Here is a 20,576-nt window from a genome sequence, read left to right as displayed (position 1 = left end):
GGGGCGGCGGGGGCCGCCCCGTGGTCGCCCCTGTCGGCGCCCGTAATCACACCCCGTATAATCGCTGGTCGAATCCCCCGCCACACCTGGCGGGCCCAGCGGTAAGAGCCCCCTTGCGGCTCGTTTCACTTGTCGGATACGTCTTGAATCTCCCCGCGCTTATTGCCCCCATTGCAGACGACATGAAGGCTGTCGACGCGGTCATCCGCGATCGGCTGAATTCGGACGTGGTCCTGATCCGCACGATTGGCGACTACATCATTGGCGCGGGCGGCAAGCGCATGCGCCCGGCCATGGTGTTGATGGTGGCGCGAGCCCTGGGTTACGAAGGCACCCATCACCAACTGCTGGCCGCCGTGGTCGAATTCATCCACACCGCGACCTTGCTGCACGACGACGTGGTGGACGAGTCTGACCTGCGCCGTGGCCGCGAAACGGCCAACGCGGTCTTCGGCAACGCCGCCAGCGTGCTGGTTGGCGATTACCTGTATTCCCGCTCGTTTGAAATGATGGTCGAGGCCGACTCGATGCGCATCATGAGCATCCTGTCCGAGGCCACGACCGTGATCGCCGAAGGCGAGGTGCTGCAACTGCTGAACGTGCACGATCCCGACGTCTCGCAGGAACGCTACCTGCAAGTGGTGCGCTACAAAACCGCCAAGCTGTTCGAAGCCGCCGCCCAGGTGGGCGCCGTGCTGGCGGGCGCCACCCCCGAACAGGAAGCCGCCGCTGCCGCCTACGGCCGCCATGTGGGCACCGCGTTCCAACTGGTCGACGACGTGCTGGACTACAGCGGCGACGCAGCGGCCTTGGGCAAGAACGTGGGCGACGACTTGCGCGAAGGCAAGCCGACGCTGCCGCTGATCCGCGTGATGGAAGTGGGCACGCCGGCACAGCAACAGTTGATCCGCGACGCCATCAAAACCGGCGACGCGGATTTCGCCGCGGTGGCCGCCGCGATTCAAGCGACTGATGCGCTGGAACACGCCCGCCTGGCCGCCGTGGCCGAGGCGGATCGCGCTCGCGACGCGTTGTCGATTTACCCCGTTTCGCCTTTTCTGGATTCTCTGCTAGAATTCTGCGCTTTCGCGGTGAATAGAGATCGCTGAGAGGCGAACTACATATTCCAGCTTGAAAGTCGGTAGCAAAGCAGTAGGTAGCAAAGCGGTCGGTAGCAAAGCGCTTGAAGTCGCTAAGCCCCAAACCTGATTTTCAAAAAAACGGAATATAGGTTCTAATAGCGGTCGCTGTTTAATTCACAGCGGAAAAAGTAGTAGAAAAAAAGCAGTAGAAACTTGGTAGCACTGAGCGCCGCTAAGTTGGTAGTACGAGTTAGGCAAATTGCCAAACTCAATGATTCGGGGCGTAGCTCAGCCTGGTAGAGTACTGCGTTCGGGACGCAGGAGTCGGAGGTTCGAATCCTCTCGCCCCGACCACTTATCTGTGGTCGAATTCTTGGTGGTGTTCTCGACACCAGCAGCAATAGCCGGAACCGCGAAAGCGGCGCCGGCTTTTTTGCGTTTGCTCTCTTCCTGTGCCAGCAAGATGAACGTCGCATCGATCGCGACGCCCGCTTCCTGAGCCATCAGCATAGCAGTCCGGTAGTCCGGAAGGTGCGTGCCCTTCACATAGCGATCCAGGGTCTGCTGTTTCAGACCCCACGCCTTCGCCATGCTGTTCACGCTGCGCCCCTTGAGCGCGGCTTCTACAAATTCCTGATATTCCATCGCCAGTCCTATCTTGCCGAATTACACGGATTCGGGTAATGTCGCCCTGAATTACACAAAATCGTGTAACACGGAACCGTGTTTTGACTAACGATAACCGCCCTTGAACGGGTATGCAACTGGGCCGAATGGCCTAGCGCCGAAAAGAGGAACGCCATGCCACACGTGATCGCTGTCGCGTCCACCAAAGGTGGAGTCACGAAGACCACAACCTGCGCAAATCTCGCAGGAATATTTGCCGATTTCGGCATGCAGGTGCTGTTGTTCGACGCGGACGAACAGAACAGCCTGACGAAGTACTACCCCATCGAACAGCGCGCTGAACACGGGCTGACGCGAGTTATTACGCGCGGTGGCCTCGTCACCGAAGACTGCATCAGCAAGACCGCGATTCCGGGAATCGACATCGTTTGCTCGGATGCTGTCGCGGGGAATCTGCAAACGTGGCTGAAGGATCGTGAAGATCGTCTGTTGATAATGCGCCGGGCAGTGAGGCGCTCAGCGGCCGTCGAGAAATACCACGCGATCATCATCGACACCCAGGGCGCGGCGGGCGAGCTGCAGAAGACGGCGGCGATGGCGGCGGACGTGATCCTGTCGCCGATCAAGCCTGACGTTCTGTCTGCGGCTGAATTTGCAGACGGCACGCTGCGCATGATGGAGTCTTTGAACAGTCTGTCCGACTTCGGCGCCGACTTCCGCAGTGGGGACCTATACGTCGTCATCAGCGCCCTGGAGCGTAACAACAACGCGCGTCACGTTGCGGATCAAATTCGCCGAAGCTTCCTCGGTCATCGGCAGGTGAAGGGCATTCTAGAGACGGTCGTTCCGCATGCAGCCGCCTATACCGCTGCGACGACTGCACGAATTCCGGTTCATCAATACGACCGTCGCAGGGGGGACAAGTCGCCCTGGGACGTCATGCACCGCTTGGCTTGGGAGCTCTTCCCCGCATTGAACGGCATCTACGTGGACGGTCAGGGCCAGCCTAGTGACGCGGGGGCTTGAGCAATGAAAAGAGCCATTAGACTTCCCGAACTGCCGGACATCGGAGACGTGTTCCGCGCAACCGCGCCTGCTGGAGGAGAGCAGCCGCCCCTGACGTTTTACGTGGCCGTGTCTTCAGATCACGCGCCCCTGGAAATGCGACGCGCGCGTGCTGCTGCCGTAGTGCAGACCGCTCTCCTCGCGATGCGACCCGTCGGCCTTGATTCTACGTCGACGGCTCCCTCCGAAGTCGTGAGCTTCAGCGAAATGAGCCTTATGGGCGTCTCAGAGACCGAGGCCGCAAGAATTTTTGAAGACCCAGTCCTCCATCGCTGGGTCCACCGCCCGATCTTTATCGTGCCGGACCCAACGCCCTACTTGAAAGCGTGGTCCGCCATCAGCTCGGGGAGGGTAGAGGCATGAGCACGAACAAGGAGCTTGCTCTCCTGCACTTGAGCACCGAGCTCGATCTTTTGCATCGTGCAACCGCGGGCTCCCCCGAACGCGCCCTGCACTTGGGCGTGGTGTTAGGCGCCGTGAGCGCGTATCGAAACCTCGGCGTGCTTGATGAAGACGACTTGCTTTTCATGGCCACCGCCCTCGCTGGCGAGGACGAAAAGCTGCCAATCCTGAGGGGCAACTGATGAAGCCCGCATCGAAGAAAGTAGACCTGGACCAAATGATCGCTTCGCGGCTGAGCGAAAGGTCGCCGGACCCTGCCGCAATCGACTCGGCGTTGACCAACGTGATTACCCTCAATGTCCGAGACGACTGCCGTCTGTACGAGCGCAACCCGCGGACGGTTCGCAATGAAAAGTACGACGAGATCAAGGAGTCGATCCGCACGCGCGGCCTCGATCAGATGATTGCTGTTACGCAGAGACCTGGCGAGAAGCAGTACATCCCGGCTAAGGGCGGCAACACCCGCTTGGAAATCCTGCAGGAACTGGTCGCCGAAGGCCATATGCAGTTCTTGCATATGGACTTCGTGAAGGTTCCGTACCGCAGCGAGGCAGCCCTTCTCGCGGCCCATATGGTGGAGAACGACCAACGCTCGGGCCTGCTGTTTTGGGACGCAGCGCGTTCGACCTTTGACCTGAAGCAGGAGGTGGAGCGCGAACGCGGCGGCCCGATGAGCTTGCGTGACTTTTCCGAACACCTCAAAGCAGGTGAAGGAATACAGGCGTCCCCTGCGCTTCTGAGCCACTATGGTTTCACCATGAAGCATCTGGCCGACCTGGCGTGCGCGGCCAGCCAGCTCTCCAGGCGCGATGTGCAGGACCGCTTCATACCGGCACGCAGTCGGCTGGCGACGATTGCGGCGAAGCTTGGTGCCGAGGAGGCTCTCGACCAGGCTTGGACGCTCGCGATCGATCACATGCGAGAGCGCTACGTCGCGACCAAGTCGCTGGACTTCGCGGCATTCACTGCTCGTCTTGACGAGAACTTCGCCCAGCGCATCAGTCTTACGGTGGACGAGCTCCAACGCGCGGTGCAGATCCTCCAGGCTAATCCGGACGCTGAATCCGCGAGCTTGGTGCGTGACGCGAAGCAGCATGCGCCAGCACCAGGCAGCTCCCTGGCAGACACGCAAGCCTCGGACGGTGCCGATGAAAGTTCAGGCCGTGATTCAGCGAACGTGGCCACGCAGATGAAGCTGCCTCCGCAGCATGAAACCTCCAATGCCTCAACCTCGCGGCGGAATGGTGAGCACGACACTGAAGCCGCCGGCGCGCAGCCGAGTTCGAAGCAGCCGCCCGCCGACAGTCGAGGCTCCGCCGAACGGGAACTCTGGCATGCGCTGGAGGAACTCGTGACGGTCAGCCATCTTCAAGGGTGCCTCCTGTCCGTTGACGAGCTGCCTTTGCGCTTCATGGTCGAGATACCCAAGGATGTTGGCGGCGACCTGGGCTCATTGCAAGAACAAGCTCTGCAGGGTGGGGACTACGCCGAACGTTATTACGCGTGGTGGTGGCTGGTCCTTCTGTCGCAACAAAACACGCCCGCAGGCCTCGCGGCTCTGTCCCTTGAGTCAGACTTCAAGCTCCACGCCGAAAGCACTGACTCCTGGCAGGATGCGTGCGACAACCTGTTGGGAGACCCGGTTTACGCAGACGGCTCCTACCACGTCGTGCGTCGAATGACGGACCCGGATGATGCCACTGGGCTTGTGTATCTCAGGGTGATCCAAGCCGTCCGACAGTTCAATCAAGCATTTCCTGAGCGTTCGAAGGACTCATTCTGGCAATCGGTGGGCGTGCCGGTGGAGTTGACTGGAGGCGCGTCATGAATTTCCTGGAGTTGACCCATCCCACCCTGAAACGCAAAGCGCTGCGAGAGCTGAACGAACAGATCCGGCGGCGCGCACATGCCGACGGGGCGCTACCACAGCACACGGCGGAACTTTTATTGGCTGGCCTTCGCGATCGAGGGCTTGATGCAATGCTTCCAGCAGTCACGGTGCGCATCTACGTGGACCCCGAAGCACTGGTGGAACAACAGAGCGAGCACCAGCGACGCCAGGAGCTCATGGCGCAGCTTCGACGGTTTCTCCGCGCACAAGCGGGCGGATCGCTGATCCGCGCGCTGTTTCCGGCAATACCGGCAGCGGAAGTGGACCAGATGCGGGCGCATATGCGGCTAAGTCCGCCTGGCCCAGCCGTTGAGCTGGATCCAGCGGAATACCTTCGGGTGCACAGCATTTGGAAGGAGCTGCAGGGGACCACTTCTGACGTCCGGGAGCGATATCTCGCACTCCATGAGGCATTTCCAAAGCACACGCTTCTCACACTGTTCGCCGCGCTCAATCAGCGCTAACTGGAGATCGCCGATGACTGCGACAAAATCACCGCGGGCCTTACCCGCAAACGCTGGCGAGGATGCTCCTGGTGCCATGGTCACCGTCCTCAAGGGCACGCCGGCGTTTCGCCCGCTGACGTACACACTCGCGATGCAACGGGTCGTGGAACGTGCGGCAGATCAGCCCCCTATGAAGGCGATGTCAGGCCGTGCCGGCCTGTGGAGGGCCGGCCGTGATTAGGATCCTGTCGCTGTTGAGTTGCTTCCCAATGCCCAGGAGGGGCTTGGGACCTTTGGCTTCGCCCATCGACCCTGCGTGGTTCCCAATTCGCCTCTTTGATCGACGCGGAAGCGCTGCGAACGATCCTCAGTTCGTCACCGAGGGTCGGCACGTGTGCCCAGACGGGAGTCCGCAATGACAGCATGGGATTTTGCGCTCGATCCCTACGGGCGACAGTACACAGCGAACGCCGATACGGATGCCGTCGCCCAGCGCGACCAGGCCAACGAGCATTACTTGCTAAGAGTCTTGGACGCGCCGATCACCATCCATCGCGCCTTCGTAGAGCTCGCAGGCAGTCTCAACGCTGCGGCCATCTTGAGCGACCTTGCCGCCCAATCCGACCTGACCGAACTAGCGGGCGACTGGGTCTATATCGACGCGGAGGAATGGCGTTCGCGCCTGGGACTGTCCTACAAAGAGCAGCTCACAGCGCGAAGACTATTGGAGCGGAACGGCTTTCTGGAAACGATGCGCATCGGAATGCCCCCGCGAACGGCCGTTCGCGTCAACTGGCTGGTAGTGGATAGGGAACTACGCGTACAGGCCGCGAACGCGGCGCTGGCGCGTCCATCTCCGAGCCTGAGTAGCTGACAGTCGTATGTCGACCAACATCGCCTACGACCGACTTTGGCTGGCCCTGAAGCGGAGCCGGCCTATCGCCTTTGGACTGTTCTTGGCACGTATGACCGGGAATCCGAAGGCGGCGATCGTACTGTCCCAGCTCGCGCATTGGACGCGAACCGGACGAGACGTAGCTCAAACCAACGGCTGGATCTTTAAAACTCAGCAGCAGTGGTGGCTTGAGACAGGCCTGTCGCGCGCGGAGCTCGACACCGCGCGCCGCAGGCTCCGCAATCTCGGCTTCGTAGAGGAGACATTGGCGGGCCGGCCAGCCACGTTGTGGTATCGAATGAACCTTCCGAACATAGCGAGGGCCTTGGAGGTGTGCAGGAAGGAGGCCCTTCCTGTCGAACTCACATTTGAGTTCATGCGCGCGCCTGAGCGCGCGGTGCGGGATCTGCTCGGGCCAACTACGGCGTATCACCGCATCCTGGCAGACGTGACCGGCGGAGTGAACGCCGGTCTACTTCTGTCGCGACTGCTCCAGCTTCAGCGCAAGTCCGTCGAGTCCGGGTATCCCTGGTTCAGCCTGACCGCACTCAACTGGCAAGAGGATCTCGCGCTGAATAGACGCTCGTTGGAGAACGCCAAGGATAAGCTGAAAGAGCTAGGTCTCGTACAGGAGTTCTACCTGAACCGCGGCGCCAAGCGCGTTTACACGCAAGTAGATCCCGCACTGCTCTGCAAGCTTCTGGAAGCACAGTTCGCATCTCAAGCAGCAGCCCGAAAGAGGGCTGAGGTGGAAGGTTTGGCGACCACGCGGCGCCACCAGGCATTCCAAATGTCTAGGGGCGAGCCGGGGCAGACTATGCCGCAAGCGGGCCCCGCGCCTGCCAATGTACGAAACCGACAAACTGGTAATGCCAAACCGGAAATATCAGATTGTGGGATTCGTACATTGCAGATTGCTGGAAACATGCATAGCAGTTTGCCAGATTCGTCCACTTCTATAAGGGATACGACTACAGGTCCGAATACAGCAACGACCACAACCCACGCGCGCGCACGGGAGGCCGTTTTGCAGCGAAACGAGTCAGTGGTGGTTGATTTGGACTCCCTTCTGTGGCCAGACGTGCTTCCGCAAGAGAGCAGGCAGGGCGCGATCACGATTCTTGGCTACGCGCCAACTGCTGTCCGGCAAACCCTGCTCGACGAGTTTGGCGCGCGAGCAAGACGGCAATCTGTGGAGAACCCGCTCGGATACCTGAGGCGACTGGTTCTCCTGGCCCAGCAAGGACGATTCGTGCCCGAGCTTGCCCATCTTGAAGAACAGCGTCGTCGCAACCTGGTTGCGGTTTCCGCCTCGGTGCGGGCGGCGGAGGCTGTGGTGGCGGCGAAGGCCTGCCCGGGTCCTCAGCCTTCGTCGAAGGAAGAGGGACGCGCCCGAATCGCAGAGCTACGCGCGGTGATGGCGGAGCGGAGGGCTCGGCCATGAGTGTTTTGCAGCAAAACAGGTCGACAAGGAAATTGACATTCGCGACCACGCTGTCGCCCTGGAGCAATTTCCTAACGATGCGGGCCAGCATCACCCATAAACACATTCAACAACGGAGAAGCGCCTGATGGCACCGAAAAAAACGGCGGTTGATTCTTCCCTGTCCGCATTTGCGACGGCGGACAACTCCCCATTTCCCGATCGTTACGACCTCGACGGTGAGCGCCGCATACTGGGCTCCCTCCTCAACGACGATGACCCCGACCCGGCCCATCCTCTCTTCGGGCGCTTGCAACTCTACTACGAGCGCGAGGCCGAATTTACGCGTATGCGTCAGGCCCATGAAGCGCGTGCCGGCGCCGACCCCTTGGTTGGGAGTTCTGAGGCGCGCCAGATAAAGACGTTGCCGTCGCTGGTCGCCGAGAGCCAGGACGTTATGTCTCTTCACACGCTGGAGGCCCTTCGGCTGTTTATGGGAAAGGCGGTCGAGCCCGGCAAGCCCGGCGCTCCGATTGCGGGTGGAAAGCGTGTTGCGGCAGCACTTCGATCCCTTTGGTCGCTGTCGTCGAATGACAATCCCTATGCAGACTGGGCTCTGGTCGAAACGAAGGCCCGCATTGAGGAAGTGCGCGCATACATCAAATCCGAACAAGGGCAACTGCTGTTGAAGCTGGACGAGATGAGAGCCAAGGGCCTCGCGTACTCGGTTTTGCAGTCCCGGGAGCCCGCGCAAATGCAGCTCGGCTTCGCCTCGCCCTATGGCTATATGGTGGCGCTACTCATCGTGGAAGTCGACTACTTCACACGAGTGTTGAAGAGTGCTCAACGTCGCGACCTAGTTTCGGGACGCCAAGGTCATGCGCTACTGCAGGCCGTCAAGCACAAATGTCGGAGCGTCTTTGAACGCGTTCTGTACTGGCAGAAGTATCTGATGAAGGACGAGCTCGTCACCCTAAGTCGCGTCGACTTTGTCGCGGGAGCAGAAGCGTCAGCCCAGCAGCGCGTGAGCGCCGTGAAAGCCATATTCGGGGAGGTGCCCAAGCCGGTGTTCATGGGTGAGGAGGCTCCTCGCCATACGAAGCGCCGGCTAAATCTATCTGCTGCCGAATTGCGACTGTTGGATGCGGTGCCGCTAGCGGATGCAGTTGCTACAGGCGTCGACAAGAACCTTCTGACCTAGATGGAGACGCTCATGTCGCCAAAGTCTGTCGCAGATGGTCTCACCAGCATGACAGGTTTGCCGTCACCTTCCGGGCTGGAGGGTGCGCGAGCGGTCGCCAGTGTCCCATCGTTCTCGTGCTCGTCCGTATCCGTGGACATAAAAGCCTTTAAGGGTAAGGGAGCGTTCCGCTCCCTGTCGCGGCAGTTCGCTGATTCGGTGGCGCAGGCAAGGGATGCCATGAGCGATCTGGCGCTGGATACCACCAGATTCGAAGTCGGCTGCTACTTGCGCCTAGTAGAAGAGCGTGGCCGCGGGGCGCTGGGACGGGCGCGGTTGCGTTGGTGCATTCGAGGCCATGCGCGCTACGTGCGATTTGAAGCGCTGGCAGGAATCTTGGAGACGCTCCCGCCATCGGTCGTGGAGCACTTCCGCAACTGCGACGTTCGCGCGATGGAATTGAACGCGCTTGAAAGCGTGCTGCGCCAAGCCGTCGACCAAGTGGAATCGTACTTGCGAAATGGTGCGCTGCGCCAACGGGCTGGAAACTTGGTGCCGCGCGCCGTTTTGCAGCAAAACACAAGAACCTATGAACGAAACCAGCAATCTTGAAGCTGCCGAAACGGGCGAACGACCCTGTCCACGCGGTAAGAGAGTTCTACGAGGATCAACTTTTTTGGAGCATTGAAATGGCTATGAGAAGCGAGATGGGCGGAAATGTTCTGGTGAATCCAGTGCTGAAGACCGTCAAGGTGAAGGGTGATGATCGCCAAATTTGCGAGCTCCGAGTGATGTGCTCGGAATACAAATCTGATGGCAATGGGGGGTACGTGCAGGACGACTCACGGACGTTTCCCGTCCAAGTGACCATCTGGCATGAGGGAACTGCAAAGCGGGTGTACGAGGTGGTGCGGGTTGGGGCAGCCGTCAGCGTGGTCGGGGCCGCATATGTGCGGCCATGGATCAACGAGCAAAGCGGTCAGGCAGAGGCCGGCATGTGCATGGACGCCGAGAAAGTCACCCTGGGCCTTCAGCGGATTGAAGCCGTGCAGTACCGCGCCAAGGCGCAGCCGGAAGCACCCCGAGCTACCGAGGCGGCGCCGACCGCTCTCTAACCATTATTCGATCGGTCGGGGGTGGCTCCGCCACCTCTGACGTGGAGGACATTGATATGCGTATCAGCACGAGAAGGCCGAAGTGGGAGCAGTTTCGCGAGTCGTACGTCCTGCGTGTCGGGAAAGAGCAGCGAGTGGTGGGCAGAGTCGACGTGATTGGCTCGGTGGGGTACTGGTGGCAGACGGCCGATAAGACGGATGTCGCCTACAGCCTTCAAGAGGCCAAGCGGAAGGTTGAGGACTTGCTTAGGCTGGGCGGTGGAGTGGTGGTGCTCAAAGGCATGGCGGCAAGTCCAATGGCCCGGGCCGCATAGGGGCGGGCCATGCGTAACTTTATTGGTCAGTATTTGGCGCGCGTGCGCCTAGCCACTCTTGAGACTGTTCTCGGGACTGCCGCCCTGGCGAGGAAGGGGCGCATCGCTGCGATGGGAGCGCCGCGCCGGTGGTGGCGCGTTCTGGCTCTTTTCTGCTCTGGTGTGCTTTTCGCAAACCTTATCGCCTATTTCGTGTCTGGCGGCGAGTCTGGGCATGAGGGTCTTGCCGGGTTTGCCGCACATCCCTTCAACATGGCCCTCATCGCTTATGTCCTCGGGTACGTGCTCTGCTTCGGCACCTGGAACTTGCTTTCGGTTGTTCGACGGTTGGGCCGCGAGGAAATGACGCGGGCGTCCTTCTTGCGAATGAATGGAAAGCGCACGAACTGGCCGCGACGTATCCCTCAGGAGCGGAAATGACGAAGACCCTCATAATCGCTGAGAAGCCCTCTGTCGCTCGCGATATCGCTGCGGCGCTTGGTGGGTGCCGTCAGGCCGGGAACTGGCTGGAAGGTGAGCAGTTTGTTGTCAGCTCTGGCATAGGGCACTTAGTTCAGATTGCCGACCCCGATCCTGGTCAGCCTGCTGGTGGGTTCGGTGGCCTTCCCCGCATTCCCGACCGATTTGTGCTGAGTCCTATCCCCGGAACGGTCGACCAGCTCAAGCTGCTCGGGAAGCTGATTGCACGCCCGGATGTGATCTCGGTGGTCAACGCTTGCGACGCGGGCCGTGAAGGTGAGCTGATCTTCAATCTGATTTATGAGTTTCACAAGGCGCAGAAGCCGGTGTATCGGATGTGGATTCAGTCCATGACTCCTGCGGCGATCCGCGAGGCCTACAAGGGGCTTCGGCCGGCCTCAGCCTTCGCCAGGTTGGGCGATGCGGCGCGCAGCCGGTCCGAGGCGGATTGGCTGGTTGGCATTAATGGTTCAAGAGCGGTATCTGCATTGGTTGAAGTGCTGACCGATCGACGCGAGCGGAATTCGCTGGGGCGAGTCCAGACGCCGACGCTCGCGATTGTTGTTCACCAGGAGCTTGCCATTCGCTCCTTTGTGCCGCGGCCATACTGGGAACTGCATGCGACTTTCGCCGTGCAGGCGGGCGAATATGTCGCGCGTTGGCGCGGTCCGTCTATCGACTCGGGGGACTCTGGCGACACGACTCACCGCATATGGGACAAATCCGCGGCCGAGGCCCTGCACGCACGATGCCGCGCTGCGGAGCCCTCCACGGTGCGAGATGAGTTCAAGGCAGTAACAAGCGCTCCGCCTAAGTTGTTCGACTTGACGACGCTTCAGCGTGAGGCCAACAAGCGGTTCAAATTCTCCGCCAAGAAAACGTTGGACTTGACCCAGGCCTTATACGAGAAGCACAAAGCTGTAACTTACCCGCGCACAGACTCCAATGCGCTTCCGGAGGACTATGTGGGGAAAGCTGCCTCAGTAATGGAGACGCTCTCTGTGGGTGCGTACGGCGAGCATGCTGGACGGATCATTGCCAATAGCTGGGTGCGCCCGGACAAGCGGATCTTCAACAATGCGAAGATCTCCGATCACTTCGCCATTATTCCAACTGGGAAGCTTCCGGAAGGCCTGACCGAAGGCGAAGCTAAGGTTTTCGACCTGGTCGTGCGACGGTTCCTGGCTGCCTTTCACCCGCCCGCGGTCTACGCTAAGACCGAGCGAACGACAGTCATGGCAGGGCACGAGTTCACGGCCACGGGCCGAGTGCTTCAAGAGGCTGGATGGATGGCGGTCTATGGGCGAGACCTTGATCCGGAGGACGATTCCACATCACTTTGCCCATTGGTGCAAGGCGAAGGCGCGGCGAATCGCGGCGTGAAGCTCGTGGCGCAGAAGACGAAGCCGCCCGCCCGGTTTAACGAAGCCACGTTGCTGGGGGCAATGGAGACCGCTGGAAAGTTGTTGGAGGACGATGATCTGAGAGAGGCGATGCGAGAGCGAGGGCTTGGAACGCCCGCCACTCGCGCGGCCATTATCGAAGTACTCCTAGCGGATCATGATCGTGCCAAACGACCGATTGAACCCTATTTGCGGCGGGAGGGAAAGGAGCAGCATCTCGTGCCCACCGACAAGGGCATTCAGCTTGTGCAGTTCTTGGAATCCAACGGACTTGAAGAATTGACTTCGCCCAGGATGACCGGGGATTGGGAAAGCAAACTGCGACTTATGGAGCGCGCCCAGTACGACCGATCGCGCTTCATGACCGAAACCGCTCAGTTTGCACGTCGCCTGGTTGAGACATTGAAGGCCAGGGCCGCGGCCGCCCCTGCGACGCCAAAGACCAGGCTTGCAGCGCCATGCCCAAAGTGTCAGGCGCCGCTGCAGGCGGGCACGCTACAAGTCTCGTGCAGCGCAGAATGTGGGTTTCGCCAGGTTAGATTGGTGGCAGGACGCGAACTTTCCGACGCAGAGCTGACTGTTCTGTACATCGATGGGAAAACGGGGCTGCTGGAAGGCTTCGTCAGCAAGACGAAGCGACTGTTCAGTGCCAAGCTCAAGGTAAATGCAGAGTGGCGTCTGGAGTTTGAATTCGAGGCCAGAGGTGACGCCAATACGGGCGCCGGTGTGACGCTCGGTGGTACGCAGAAGCGCTATCCGTGCCCGCTTTGCCGGCAACCGCTGCGCCTGCGGCAGAGCTCGAAGGGAGCCTTTTGGGGATGTTCAGCTTATCCGCAGTGCAAGCACACTCAGCCCGACGATGGCGGAAAGCCAGGCGTTCGCACGGCGACGGTCACGGCATCCATGCCGGTCGCGGAGGCGTTGCAGCTATCTGCCAGCCGTGAGGCGCCCGGTGGCGCTGCCGGAGCGGCGTGCCCGACTTGCGGCTCGGGAAAGCTCGTGAGCCGGGCTTCGAGCACGTCGCCCAGGCGCTTTCTAGGCTGCAGCAAGTTCCCTAAATGCCGTCATTTCGAATGGGAGAAAGGTCATGCGTCGAATTAGGGTGGACGTGCCTTTCAGGGCAGCTATTGGAACCATAGGGCGTGTGTCTCTGAACTTTGACCACTATGACAGCCTTCAAGTGCCAAAAGCCAGCTTATCTATTGACTTGGGGGTTGGGGCATGCGGGGAGGCAGTTACTGCCAGTCTTGACGTTGCGGCACTACGGCAGCTTGTGGACGGGATGATGGACGTGACTCTCGCGGTCGAGCGACGCCAGCGTTTGGACGGCCTGCAGGCTGCTGTTTAGCACTGCAGAACCTGTAGGTGCGGTATTCGCTGTTTAGCGTACACACTGCGCGGTGTGTACGGTAGTGAAGAAGCAGCATCATAAATATGACGATTTTCGTGATCAATAGCTTGGAGATCTGCGGCAATGGGTAGGCCTGCGTTTCAGCTAACGGACGACCAGGCGCGGCAAATCATGGCGGAGATCTCTCGCCTCCAGGCTGCCTATCCTGACGTCGCAGATAACCGCGCTTTTCTTGGTGGTCTGATAAGCGCGGTGCTAGAGGTCACGGGCCGCCTATACGGCGTTCCAACATACCAACGGATACTGCGTGCCTACGCGCCAACCCGAAGACCTTCCACGACCACCATCCTTTCCGTGTTGGTTCGCGTGCAAGAGCGCCTGGCTCGTACCTCTGCTGGGCAGGTCGATCCGGATCTCCGCGCGACTGCGCTTCCGCGAGTGACAGAGCGTGCGGCGAGGCAGGATGATCCGACTACCCTTCGACTGCTTGCCGTTGAGTTGGAGGAGCACCGCCGCCGGCGGCAGGTGCTGGAGGCTGACAACGCTCGGTTAGAGGCTGCGATGGTGGCCCAGCAGTGTGAGCTCGCCCGCGTGCAAGGTCAGGCCGACAGCGCCGAGCGGGCGTTGGCCGCGATGGCGGATAAGCTCTCTGCGCTTGTGACTACCGTGACGAACGTCACGGAAGCGGAGAAGGGCGGTCGGGCGTTTGCTCTGCGCGCGATTGAGGCAGCACGCGCGGAAAGCCGGCTGTGGAGGGAGCGCTACGAGGGGCTGCAGGCGCTAAGGAAGGAGGAACAGGCGCTGCTCGAATCGTACCGAAGAGCGGCGGTGGGGGCCGCAGGAGCGCCGCGATGAGCGAAGTGGCACCTCTCCCCCAGTTCGTCACTGCAAACGGCTCTGAGGCCGTTTCTTGCGTCCTTGGACATGTTAGCGATGACTGGGAGGCGGCAGAGCGTTGGCTTCAGGCGCTCGCTGCAAGAAGGCCGCCGGTGAGCCGGCACACACTGGCGAACTATCAGCGCGAGATCTTCCGCATCCGATGGTATTGCGACTTGGTCGGGTCTGATGGGCCGAGTCGATGGTCCATTCCCGACGTTACCCGCTATCTAAAATTCTTGCGGGAGCATTCAGGCGACCACATCTGCGGAAGACGTGCAGCACGCGTTGGTGATATCGATTGGACGCCTTTTCGCGCCAGGCTTGGTGCTTCTGCCTTGGCGAATGCTCAGAAAGTGTTGCATGCCCTCCTCAAGTTTTGGTTTGAGGCAGGGTATCGGCGGGCCAATCCGATGGCATCGATTGGGAGTGGTGGGGGAGTGGGCCGGGATGCTCCACGCCGGCATGCAGTGCCACCAGACTTGATTGAGGAGGTTCTAGATTCGATGGAAAAGGCCTCCCGCACATCGGTTGAGAAGAAGCTCATGTTCTTGCGGGATCGTTTTATCTTGCGACTGCTGCAATTCACAGGAATGAGGGCGAGCGAAGTGGTTCTCGCAAGTATGGGCGATGTCGAGCTCTATGCTGATCCGAAGTCCGGGCGCGCGCACTGGTCCTTAGTTGTGAGGCATGGGAAGGGAGGAAAAACAGGCCGCGTAGCTCTTCCACCCGCAGTCATGGACGATCTTCGTGCATACCGATACGCGTTTAACTTTCCGCCAGATCCCGTGTGTGGTGACACTACGGCGCTCATCCTGTCGACGCGGACTCGCAAGGTGGACGGGCCGGCGCGCTGCCCGTCCACCGTGGTAGGACGCCGTAGTCAGCGCCGATGGGCCGAGATTCGTCGTCGCGCCACCCTTTGGGACATACTCACGGGCGCCTTTCAGCGATGTGCTGCGGGGTTTCGTAGCGCTGGCCGGGATCAGGACGCAGTGCTGCTGGAGCGGGCGTCGACCCACTGGCTAAGGCACACGTTCGGGCGGCAGCTGACCGCGATGGGAGTGGACGTGCGGGTGGTCGCCAAGGCGATGCGTCATGACGATGTACGGACTTCTATGGCATACACGGAGCTGGACTTTCTAGACGTCGTGCGGGAAATGGAAAAGGCGCAGCTTTTCGGGAAATAAGGGGGGGGCCGAGCCGGCAGATAGAGGGGGGGCCTTGCAATGAAATTTCATGCGGAAATGTTTGGATGTTTTGCTGGTCCTTGGGGCAAACCGACCAGAAGCGGAAGTCCACTTGATTCGCGCAATGTTTGGTGAAGGCCGGGAGCGGCCATCAATGACAGGCAGCTCCCGACCCAATGCGGCCGGTCAAAGGTTAGTTCTCGCCGCCCGATATCGTGTTTGTGACGATTCGGCCCTGGTCTGAGTCACGCTGCACAACCCGTGTACAATGCTCCCGCAGCATCTGCAACGGATGCGGCTTCGCTTCGATAGCGATACTAGTGGACCCGGCGTTTGCCGGGTGGCTCGGCCGGGCGCCTATCCCTCGGACAACTCCAAGCGAATTACGGCTCGCTCCGAGACCAACTACAAACCACCCTCGGTGCAAGGCATCGCTTGCTAACGTCAGGTTAGCCTAACAATGTCTTTTTTCTCCTCTTTTCGTCGCGAATGGATGTCCAGTCCTCGTAACGATATTCTTGCGGGCATCGTCGTTGCCCTTGCTCTTATCCCCGAAGCCATCGGCTTTTCCATCATCGCGGGTATTGATCCGCGGGTAGGCCTCTACGCATCGTTCTCGATCGCGGTAATCATCGCTTTAGTGGGCGGCCGGCCTGGCATGATTTCTGCGGCCACGGCCGCCATTGCCGTGCTGGTGGTGCCTTTGGTCAAGGATCATGGCGTTGAATACCTGTTCGCCGCCACAATCCTGATGGGCATCTTCCAGATCATCGCCGGCTTTCTTCGGCTTGACCTGCTGATGCAGTATGTGTCGCGGTCTGTCGTCACCGGGTTCGTGAACGCGCTGGCAATTCTGATCTTTGTTGCCCAGTTGCCGCAGCTGACCAACGTCACGTGGGTCACCTACGTGATGGTGGCGGGAGGGTTGGCGATCATCTATCTGTTTCCGCGCCTGACCCGGGCCGTGCCGTCGCCGTTGATCGCGATCATCGTGTTGACGGCCATCTCTATTTACTGGGGCCTGCCCGTCAACACGGTGGGCGACATGGGCAAGCTGCCGTCGTCCCTGCCTTCGTTCCTGATTCCGAACGTGCCCTTCACGTTTGAAACCTTGCAGATCATTCTTCCGTATTCGCTGACCATGGCGGCGGTGGGTTTGCTGGAGTCGATGATGACCGCGCAGATCGTGGACGACTTGACCGACACGCCCAGCAATAAGCGGCGCGAATGCAAGGGCCAGGGTATCGCGAACTTCGTGACGGGCTTCTTTGGCGGCATGGGCGGTTGTGCCATGATCGGCCAGTCCGTCATCAACGTGAAGTCGGGCGGTTCGACGCGGCTTTCCACTTTCGTGGCGGGTTCCTTCCTGCTGTTCCTGATCGTGGTGCTGGGGCCCTTGGTGGCCAGGATTCCCATGCCGGCACTGGTCGCGGTCATGATCATGGTGTCCATCGGCACGTTCAGTTGGGGTTCGATCCGCAACCTGCGTTCGCATCCCTGGCAGTCTTCCGTGGTCATGCTGGCGACCGTTGTGGTGGTCGTCTGGACGCATGACCTTGCACAGGGCGTACTGGCGGGCGTGCTGTTGAGCGGCGTGTTCTTCGCGGGTAAGGTCAAGCGGCTCTTCGCAGTGACTTCGGCCTTGTCTGAGGACGGGCGCACCCGCACCTACTACTACGAGGGCCAGGTGTTTTTTGCATCCACCGATCGGTTTTCAGAAGCCATTGATTTTAAAGAGGTCGTCGACCACGTGGTGCTGGATGTATCCGCCGCGCACTTCTGGGACATCTCGGCCGTGGGTGCCCTGGACAAGGTCGTGATCAAGCTGCGCCGCGAAGGCACGACTGTAGATGTCGTCGGTTTGAATGCCGCCAGCGCCACCATGATTGGTCGATTTGCAATTCACGACAAACCCGGCGCCGACACCAAGTCGTTGGGACACTAAGGAGAAGATATGTCGAAAGTACTTGCATGCATCGATGCCTCCCACTACGCCGCCGCGGTCTGCGACTTGTCAGCCTGGGCGGCGCACCGTCTTTCCTGGAGAGTTGAACTGCTGCATGTTGTGCAGCGAAAAAGCGCGGTGACAGCGCGGCACGACCTTAGTGGCGCTATCGGGCTAGGTGTGAAAAGCGAGCTGCTAGAAGAGCTGACTCGCATCGAAGAAGCGCAAGGAAAACTGGCGGTCGAAGGTGGCCGCGCCCTCTTGGCGACCGCTGAAGAGCGATTACGGGCTGCCGGCATCGGCGACGTCAGTACGGTGCACCTCCATGGTGGCATTGTGGAAACCATTATCGAGCGCGAAGCCGAGGCTGGCTTGGTGGTGATGGGCAAGCGGGGAGCGTCGAGCGAATTCGCCGCCGGCCATCTCGGATCGAAAATCGAGCGCGTGCTTCGAGCCAGTAACAAGCCGCTATTTGTTGCTCCCGAGCGGCACGTGCCGCCAATGCGCGCTGTGATTGCCTACGATGGCGGAAAGTCTATTGCTAGAGCGATTGCATTGCTGACAAGCACGCCGATGCTGGACGGTCTGCCAATACACCTCGTGAGGGCTGGCGCGGAGTCGCAGGAGAATCGAGCCCAGATGGAGCAGGTCGTTCAGCTATTCGCGCAAAGCGGGCGAACGGCAACTTTTTCGATTACCCCGGGGGCTCCAGAGAAAGTTATCGCTGACTGCGTAGCCGGTGGTCCGATGTCCGTGCTGGTCATGGGTGCCTATGGTCACTCGCCGCTCAGGAATTTGATCGTCGGCAGTACCACGACGGCAATGATACGAGCTGTTGAGGTGCCGATCCTGCTTGCGCGATAGCGCTGTGAAATTATGGAATGCCCTGAGGTGACTGGTGTGCGTCACCTGCATAGGATCGGGTGAATGTCCGGCTTTGGCCGGCAAGCGACCGTTCGCCGGCCCGGGATGCATCAACCTCAGTTTGCTCTGCCATCTCAACGGCATCGTTAGCTCGATCCCGAGGTAACGAACCCTGCGTTCAAGCTTCGTTCGCCCAAGCAGCAGCTATACCGCTGGAAGATTCTTCGTCCTGAGGTACATCAGCGAAGGAATTATGCGAAGTTTGATTGAAAGCTCTGAGTGAAACGAATTTCAGATGCCCATCGCCATGACCCAGCCTGCCAAGCCAGCCAGCAGCACCACGAGCGCTGGCGGCACGCGCCCCACTGTGAGCAGCCCGAACGAGAGCAACGCCAACCCGAAGTCCGCCTTGCCGTGGATGGCGCTTGTCCACACCGGGTCATATAAGGCCGATACCAGGATACCAACCACGCCGGCGTTGATGCCCGCCATGGTCGTCTGAATACCCGCCCGGTGGCGAAGCGCCGCCCAGAACGGCAATGCGCCGACCAGCATGAGGAAGGCTGGGAGGAATATGGTGCCCAGCAGAGCCAGGCCGCCAATCCAGCCATGCAGCGGGCCGTGGGCTATTGCGCCAAGATACGCCGAAAAAGTGAACAGCGGTCCCGGCACGGCCTGGGCAGCGCCATAGCCAGCTAGGAAGTCTGCGTTGCTGACGATGCCGCTGGGCACCACGGTGGCTTGCAGCAGCGGCAGCACAACGTGCCCACCGCCGAAGACTAGCGCACCGGAACGGTACACCCCATCCAGCAGCGCTATCGTGGACGATCCCGTGGCTGCTGCACATAGGGGCAGCAAGACAAGCGGTGTTGCAAACAGAAGCAGCGCAATGACGCCCAGTCTGCGCGAGACCGGGTAGCTGTGAGCTTGGCCACCGCCAGGTTGTGAAATCTTCAGCGTCCACCAGCCCAGCAGTCCTGCCAACAAGATCGCGACAATCTGTCCCGCTGCTGAGGGTAGGATCATGGTCAGCAGTGCCGCCAGAATGGCCAGGGCAGCGCGTGGCCGGTCAGGGCACAACGACTTGGCCATGCCCCACACCGCCTGAGCTACGATGGCCACGGCGACTACCTTGAGACCATGCACCCACCCGGACTGGGCTAGTCCCTGGTACTCAGCGATGCCGAAGGCAAACAGGATTAGCGCGATGGCCGATGGCAAAGTGAACCCTGCCCACGCCGCCAGCAAGCCCAACCAGCCAGCGCGACCCAGCCCAAGCGCCATGCCCACCTGGCTGCTGGCCGGACCCGGAAGAAACTGGCACAAGGCGACCAGATCGGAATAGCTGCGGTCATCCAGCCAGCGGCGGCGCTCGACAAACTCCGAGCGGAAATAACCCAGATGCGCGATCGGCCCACCGAAGGAGGTCAATCCCAGTTTAAGGAAGGCGCCGAAGACTTCAACGGGTGAACCGCGCGTAGCTACAGCTTCGTGCTGTACGGTGTTGGTGGAGCCTGTCATTTGTGCATTGCCTCCCCGGTGAACTCCCGGATGCGTTCCTTGGCCAGCGCCAAGCCTTCCTTGCCCTTGGGCGTGATCGTGTAGAGCTTTCGCACGGTGCGTCCGTCGCGCTCCTGGCGCGAAACTAGGTATCCGTCGCGCTCCATCTTGTGAAGCATCGGGTACAGCGTTCCGGGAGAAAGTCGGTAGCCGTGGTGGGCCAGTTCGTCAATCATCCACTGCCCATAGATCTCCTGCGCGGCTGCGTGGTGCAGCACGTGCAGGCGGATCAGCCCCGATAGCAGATCGTGGTGCTCCATGGCGCGAGGTGTTGAGTTCTCTTTCATATCGAGTTTCGATAACGAAATACGATCATAGCACTTGCACCAAGATTCTAGGTTGGTCCAGCTGTTCCGTCTTGAAGGGCAGTTATTGGCTGTGGATGAAACCGGTCGTTGCAACAGCTTGGTTCAATCGCTCGGCCGATGACGACCCACTTCGGCCGGTCGGAGTGCCTCGGTCAACGGCTGCTGTGCAGCGATTGCTGT

At 60.3% G+C, this 20,576-nt stretch carries 19 protein-coding genes, 1 tRNA gene and 1 other annotated feature; of the genes, 18 read left to right on the top strand and 2 right to left on the bottom strand.

The annotated features are described in order from the left end of the window. Positions 1 to 143: 143 nt before the first annotated feature. The 18 genes from ispB to ELS24_RS28630 all read left to right on the top strand — a co-directional run bounded on the left by ispB (position 144) and on the right by ELS24_RS28630 (position 18,528). Positions 144 to 1,109: an octaprenyl diphosphate synthase gene (gene ispB / locus ELS24_RS28720; RefSeq protein WP_050445801.1), complete on the top strand. Its 966-nt coding sequence runs from the start codon at positions 144 to 146 to the stop codon at positions 1,107 to 1,109. 250 nt (positions 1,110 to 1,359) lie between these two features. Further along, positions 1,360 to 1,436 (top strand) — tRNA-Pro (locus ELS24_RS28715). Positions 1,437 to 1,883: 447 nt separating this feature from the next. Beyond that, a complete protein-coding gene (locus ELS24_RS28710; protein ID WP_006224648.1) occupies positions 1,884 to 2,735 on the top strand; it encodes a ParA family protein in 852 nt (283 codons plus the stop codon). 398 nt (positions 2,736 to 3,133) lie between these two features. Further along, positions 3,134 to 3,358: a hypothetical protein gene (locus tag ELS24_RS28700; RefSeq protein ID WP_006224646.1), complete on the top strand. Its 225-nt coding sequence runs from the start codon at positions 3,134 to 3,136 to the stop codon at positions 3,356 to 3,358. After that, on the top strand, positions 3,358 to 5,004 hold the full coding sequence (locus ELS24_RS28695; protein WP_006224645.1) for a ParB N-terminal domain-containing protein: 1,647 nt from the start codon (positions 3,358 to 3,360) through the stop codon (positions 5,002 to 5,004). The genes ELS24_RS28700 and ELS24_RS28695 overlap by 1 nt, the downstream gene beginning before the upstream one ends. After that, positions 5,001 to 5,531: a hypothetical protein gene (locus ELS24_RS28690; protein WP_006224644.1), complete on the top strand. Its 531-nt coding sequence runs from the start codon at positions 5,001 to 5,003 to the stop codon at positions 5,529 to 5,531. Before ELS24_RS28695 ends, ELS24_RS28690 begins: the two co-directional genes overlap by 4 nt. A 397-nt stretch (positions 5,532 to 5,928) precedes the next feature. After that, positions 5,929 to 6,387, top strand: a complete 459-nt coding sequence (locus ELS24_RS28685; RefSeq protein WP_006224643.1) for a hypothetical protein — start codon at positions 5,929 to 5,931, stop codon at positions 6,385 to 6,387. Between the two features lie 7 nt (positions 6,388 to 6,394). After that, on the top strand, positions 6,395 to 7,852 hold the full coding sequence (locus ELS24_RS28680) for a hypothetical protein (protein ID WP_006224642.1): 1,458 nt from the start codon (positions 6,395 to 6,397) through the stop codon (positions 7,850 to 7,852). Positions 7,853 to 7,979: 127 nt separating this feature from the next. After that, a complete protein-coding gene (locus ELS24_RS28675) occupies positions 7,980 to 9,032 on the top strand; it encodes a PFL_4669 family integrating conjugative element protein (protein WP_006224641.1) in 1,053 nt (350 codons plus the stop codon). A gap of 12 nt (positions 9,033 to 9,044) precedes the next feature. Next, entirely contained in the window at positions 9,045 to 9,623 is a 579-nt protein-coding gene (locus ELS24_RS28670) for a hypothetical protein (RefSeq protein WP_127186024.1), read from the top strand. Then, positions 9,620 to 10,126: a single-stranded DNA-binding protein gene (locus ELS24_RS28665; protein ID WP_006224639.1), complete on the top strand. Its 507-nt coding sequence runs from the start codon at positions 9,620 to 9,622 to the stop codon at positions 10,124 to 10,126. Before ELS24_RS28670 ends, ELS24_RS28665 begins: the two co-directional genes overlap by 4 nt. Before the next feature lie 56 nt (positions 10,127 to 10,182). Beyond that, a complete protein-coding gene (locus ELS24_RS28660) occupies positions 10,183 to 10,440 on the top strand; it encodes a hypothetical protein (RefSeq protein ID WP_006224638.1) in 258 nt (85 codons plus the stop codon). Positions 10,441 to 10,449: 9 nt separating this feature from the next. Next, positions 10,450 to 10,860: a hypothetical protein gene (locus tag ELS24_RS28655; RefSeq protein ID WP_006224637.1), complete on the top strand. Its 411-nt coding sequence runs from the start codon at positions 10,450 to 10,452 to the stop codon at positions 10,858 to 10,860. Continuing rightward, positions 10,857 to 13,403 carry a DNA topoisomerase gene (locus tag ELS24_RS28650; protein WP_054485445.1) on the top strand — a complete coding sequence of 849 codons (2,547 nt, stop codon included), beginning with the start codon at positions 10,857 to 10,859 and terminating at the stop codon, positions 13,401 to 13,403. Before ELS24_RS28655 ends, ELS24_RS28650 begins: the two co-directional genes overlap by 4 nt. A gap of 421 nt (positions 13,404 to 13,824) precedes the next feature. Further along, positions 13,825 to 14,508, top strand: coding sequence for a hypothetical protein (locus ELS24_RS28645; RefSeq protein WP_231690639.1), 684 nt, complete (start codon positions 13,825 to 13,827; stop codon positions 14,506 to 14,508). Further along, a complete protein-coding gene (locus ELS24_RS31470) occupies positions 14,505 to 15,719 on the top strand; it encodes a tyrosine-type recombinase/integrase (protein WP_231690638.1) in 1,215 nt (404 codons plus the stop codon). Before ELS24_RS28645 ends, ELS24_RS31470 begins: the two co-directional genes overlap by 4 nt. Before the next feature lie 319 nt (positions 15,720 to 16,038). Next, positions 16,039 to 16,093 (top strand) — a sequence feature (sul1 is cis-regulatory element that is thought to sense ions involved in sulfur or methionine metabolism; They are found in Alphaproteobacteria). An 86-nt stretch (positions 16,094 to 16,179) separates the two neighbouring features. Further along, the gene (locus ELS24_RS28635) at positions 16,180 to 17,664 is read left to right on the top strand and encodes a SulP family inorganic anion transporter (RefSeq protein ID WP_006224632.1); all 1,485 of its coding nucleotides are present in this window, start codon (positions 16,180 to 16,182) and stop codon (positions 17,662 to 17,664) included. A gap of 9 nt (positions 17,665 to 17,673) precedes the next feature. After that, positions 17,674 to 18,528, top strand: coding sequence for a universal stress protein (locus tag ELS24_RS28630; protein WP_006224631.1), 855 nt, complete (start codon positions 17,674 to 17,676; stop codon positions 18,526 to 18,528). Positions 18,529 to 18,819: 291 nt separating this feature from the next. Here the strand turns inward: ELS24_RS28630 and chrA are convergent, their stop codons facing one another. Then, on the bottom strand, positions 18,820 to 20,049 hold the full coding sequence (chrA, locus tag ELS24_RS28625) for a chromate efflux transporter (protein WP_006224630.1): 1,230 nt from the start codon (positions 20,047 to 20,049) through the stop codon (positions 18,820 to 18,822). Next, a complete protein-coding gene (locus tag ELS24_RS28620; RefSeq protein WP_223283289.1) occupies positions 20,046 to 20,375 on the bottom strand; it encodes a PadR family transcriptional regulator in 330 nt (109 codons plus the stop codon). Before ELS24_RS28620 ends, chrA begins: the two co-directional genes overlap by 4 nt. Between the last annotated feature and the right edge of the window lie 201 nt (positions 20,376 to 20,576).

Source organism: Achromobacter spanius (genome assembly GCF_003994415.1).
Lineage (GTDB): Bacteria > Pseudomonadota > Gammaproteobacteria > Burkholderiales > Burkholderiaceae_B > Achromobacter > Achromobacter spanius_C.
This window is presented reverse-complemented; position numbering and strand designations above follow the sequence as displayed.

Coding starts and splice junctions, on each gene's coding strand:
- ELS24_RS28710 (WP_006224648.1), top strand. CDS start 1,884: ATGCCACACGTGATCGCTGTCGCGTCCACCAAAGGTGGAGTCACGAAG.
- ELS24_RS28700 (WP_006224646.1), top strand. CDS start 3,134: ATGAGCACGAACAAGGAGCTTGCTCTCCTGCACTTGAGCACCGAGCTC.
- ELS24_RS28695 (WP_006224645.1), top strand. CDS start 3,358: ATGAAGCCCGCATCGAAGAAAGTAGACCTGGACCAAATGATCGCTTCG.
- ELS24_RS28690 (WP_006224644.1), top strand. CDS start 5,001: ATGAATTTCCTGGAGTTGACCCATCCCACCCTGAAACGCAAAGCGCTG.
- ELS24_RS28685 (WP_006224643.1), top strand. CDS start 5,929: ATGACAGCATGGGATTTTGCGCTCGATCCCTACGGGCGACAGTACACA.
- ELS24_RS28680 (WP_006224642.1), top strand. CDS start 6,395: ATGTCGACCAACATCGCCTACGACCGACTTTGGCTGGCCCTGAAGCGG.
- ELS24_RS28675 (WP_006224641.1), top strand. CDS start 7,980: ATGGCACCGAAAAAAACGGCGGTTGATTCTTCCCTGTCCGCATTTGCG.
- ELS24_RS28670 (WP_127186024.1), top strand. CDS start 9,045: ATGTCGCCAAAGTCTGTCGCAGATGGTCTCACCAGCATGACAGGTTTG.
- ELS24_RS28660 (WP_006224638.1), top strand. CDS start 10,183: ATGCGTATCAGCACGAGAAGGCCGAAGTGGGAGCAGTTTCGCGAGTCG.
- ELS24_RS28655 (WP_006224637.1), top strand. CDS start 10,450: ATGCGTAACTTTATTGGTCAGTATTTGGCGCGCGTGCGCCTAGCCACT.
- ELS24_RS28650 (WP_054485445.1), top strand. CDS start 10,857: ATGACGAAGACCCTCATAATCGCTGAGAAGCCCTCTGTCGCTCGCGAT.
- ELS24_RS28645 (WP_231690639.1), top strand. CDS start 13,825: ATGGCGGAGATCTCTCGCCTCCAGGCTGCCTATCCTGACGTCGCAGAT.
- ELS24_RS31470 (WP_231690638.1), top strand. CDS start 14,505: ATGAGCGAAGTGGCACCTCTCCCCCAGTTCGTCACTGCAAACGGCTCT.
- ELS24_RS28635 (WP_006224632.1), top strand. CDS start 16,180: ATGTCTTTTTTCTCCTCTTTTCGTCGCGAATGGATGTCCAGTCCTCGT.
- ELS24_RS28630 (WP_006224631.1), top strand. CDS start 17,674: ATGTCGAAAGTACTTGCATGCATCGATGCCTCCCACTACGCCGCCGCG.
- chrA (WP_006224630.1), bottom strand. CDS start 20,049: ATGACAGGCTCCACCAACACCGTACAGCACGAAGCTGTAGCTACGCGC.
- ELS24_RS28620 (WP_223283289.1), bottom strand. CDS start 20,375: ATGAAAGAGAACTCAACACCTCGCGCCATGGAGCACCACGATCTGCTA.